This window comes from Okeania sp. SIO2F4 (assembly GCF_010672385.1).
In the GTDB taxonomy this organism is placed as follows: domain Bacteria; phylum Cyanobacteriota; class Cyanobacteriia; order Cyanobacteriales; family Microcoleaceae; genus Trichodesmium.
The window spans coordinates 1-3114 of the sequence record NZ_JAAHGT010001064.1 but is presented as its reverse complement, the minus strand read 5'-3'; the positions used below and the strand labels follow the sequence as shown (position 1 = coordinate 3114).

1 protein-coding gene and 1 pseudogene are annotated in these 3114 nt (G+C 37.2%); both read right to left on the bottom strand.

What is annotated here, in order from left to right; genetic code table 11:
- Positions 1–407 (bottom strand): annotated as a pseudogene (locus F6K22_RS37070) (RNA-guided endonuclease TnpB family protein); the annotation flags it as partial.
- 175 nt (positions 408–582) lie between these two features.
- Positions 583–2658 (bottom strand): elongation factor G, encoded by a 2076-nt coding sequence (gene fusA / locus F6K22_RS37065; RefSeq protein WP_293109740.1) that lies wholly within the window; start codon positions 2656–2658, stop codon positions 583–585.
- Positions 2659–3114: the final 456 nt, after the last annotated feature.

Sequence of the window (3114 nt, the reverse complement as noted above, 5' to 3'; positions counted from 1 at the left end):
TGACAAATTCCTTTTTTTAAGGCTTTTTTATAAATTGATTCATCTGGATAGGGCAGAATATTTCGGCCTTTTGCTTTATGTTTATATTTGGGAATTTTTGGTTTCCCTAAAAATTTATTTGGTTGTTTTTGCCACTCTCTTAAAGCTGCAAAATAACTACTCCAGGCTGAGTCTAATCTCCTAATAATTTGCTTACTTACCTTGGTAGGTAAATTTCGATAATCGTCACTTTTAGATACTTTGTGATAAAGTTCATGAAAATTTAATTTCTTTTTGTTTTCAAAGAAATATTGACGATAATGGTAATTGGCTAAATTGAACAGATTTTTTGACACAAAAGCCTTGTGGTCAATTTCTGACCATAAATAATGCGATTTGGTAATAACATGACGTTCAACTAGCTTCATACCTTAATTGTAACTGATAACGACTCAATGGATAAACAGCTAAACAGACTTACTCATTTTAGTTTGATAGCTATAATTATGAGTAAGTTTGATTAACTTTAGATAAGTTTTCCCCTTCTGTATTTACCCCAAAGCCAGTATTTTAACCTAAAAAACACACAATTTTCCAGATTACTTAAATATATCCTCTGCTTTTAGCAATGATAGTCTCAGCCACATTACGAGGCACTTCCTCGTAATTACTAAATTCCATTGAAAAGATACCACGACCTTGAGTTTTTGACCTCATATCAGTAGCATAACCAAACATTTCTGCTAAAGGAACCTTTGCCGTTACTTTAGCCATACCTGTTTCCACTCCCTGACCCTCTATTTGTCCTCTTCTAGAGTTCAGGTCTCCGATAATATTACCAATAAAATCTTCAGGTACTTCTACCTCTACTTTCATCATAGGCTCTAATAACACAGGTGAAGCCTTGGTAACACCTTCTTTAATTGCCATAGAACCAGCAATTTTAAAAGCCATTTCCGAAGAGTCAACATCATGGTAAGATCCATCTACTAGAGTAGCCTTAACATCTATTAATGGATAACCAGCCAAAACACCAGCTTCACAAGCTTCTTTCATTCCTTGCTCTGCTGGACTAATAAACTCTTTAGGTACTGTCCCTCCAACAATTTTAGAGACAAACTCAAAGCCACTACCTGGGTCTCCCGGTTCTAGATTTATGACTACATGACCATACTGACCTTTACCACCACTTTGACGGATAAATTTACCCTCAGCCTCAACCTGTTGGCGAATAGTCTCTCGGTACGCTACCTGTGGTTGACCCACATTAGCTTCCACCTTGTATTCCCTAAGCATCCTATCTACCAAGATTTCCAGGTGCAGTTCACCCATCCCAGCAATTACCGTTTGATTAGTTTCTGGATCGACACTCACTCTAAATGTAGGGTCTTCATCAGAAAGAGCCTGAAGAGCTTGAGACAATTTTTCCATATCTTGTTTAGTTTTCGGTTCCACAGCCACAGATATAACTGGATCGGGGACATAAAGAGACTCCAGAATAATTGGATTTTCCTTATCACAAACTGTATCTCCTGTCAAGGTATGTTTCATACCTACAACTGCCCCTAAATCTCCTGCCCGTAGTTCATCTACATCTATTTTTTCATCAGCTTTGAGAACAATTAGACGAGAAATTCTTTCTTTCTTATCCTTAGTAGAATTTAGAATATAACTACCTTTAGCAAGAACTCCAGAATATACGCGGAGGAAAGTGAGACGACCATAAGGATCTGACATAATTTTGAATGCCAGAGATGCTAGAGGGGCATCATCATCTGCTGGCCTTACATCCAATTCTCCATTTGGCAATGTACCTTGAATTGGTGGAACTTCTTTAGGAGCAGGCAAATAATCTACTACTGCATCCAATAAAAGCTGAACACCTTTGTTTTTGAAAGCAGAACCACATAACATAGGTACAATTGTTCCTGCAATAGTCCCTTGACGTAGAGCTTTACGAATTTCTTCTTTTGTTAGTTCCTCACCTTCGAGATACTTTTCTGTCAAAGCATCATCAGTTTCTGCCACTGACTCAATTAACTTGAGATGATATTCTTGAGCTAACTCTTGTATTTCTGCTGGAATTTCTGTTTCTTGAATATCTGTTCCCTGGTCATTAGTATAGATAAAAGCTTTCATTCCCACCAAATCTACAATTCCCCTAAATTCATTTTCACTACCAATAGGAATTTGAATAGGAACTGCATTAGCTCGGAGGCGATCGCGAATTTGCTCATATACCTTGAAGAAATTAGCCCCTGTCCTGTCCATTTTATTCACAAAGGCCATGCGAGGCACTTGGTAACGGTCAGCTTGTCGCCAAACCGTTTCTGATTGAGGTTGTACTCCTCCAACAGAACAAAAAACAGCTATTATACCATCCAGAACCCTCATAGAACGTTCTACTTCAATTGTGAAGTCTACGTGTCCTGGAGTATCAATAATATTAATTTGATGGTCTAACCATTTGGTACTAATAGCAGCCGCAGTAATAGTAATTCCACGCTCTCGCTCTTGAGCCATCCAGTCGGTAACTGCGGTGCCATCGTGAACCTCTCCCATTTTATGTACTATGCCAGAATAAAATAGGATTCTCTCTGTTGTTGTTGTTTTACCAGCATCAATATGAGCTGCAATGCCAATATTTCGCACTCGCTCAAGTGGCATAATTCTTCCCACAGTTACCTGCCTCCTTATCTGTGCTACTTTTTTTATGTTAAAATCCTATGCTTTTAGAACAATTTTCATTATCTAAAATCATAGAAAATAAAATTTTTGGTTTGGCTGAAAAAGTCTGTCAAGCTAAGGATTAAAGAGTATTTTCTATTCAGGAGAAATGAGAGTTATAGAGATGGTGGTTGAAAGAATAGTTGCTTGATTTTTCTGCCTTTGTCTAACCAAAATACTTACTTTTTCAACTCTATCAAGCAAAAAGCTGGTACTTTTTGATATGTAAAAAGGCTAAAATTTTACCTGTAAAGACTTTGAGATTTAATCGGTAAACCATAATTATTTTTATGGAAATATCAATTATTTCCCTCTAGTCCCTAACCTACTCCCTAATTCTGGAAATATCAATTTATTTTCCTTTAGTTCCTAGACTACTCCCTACTCCCTACTCCCTACTCCCTAATA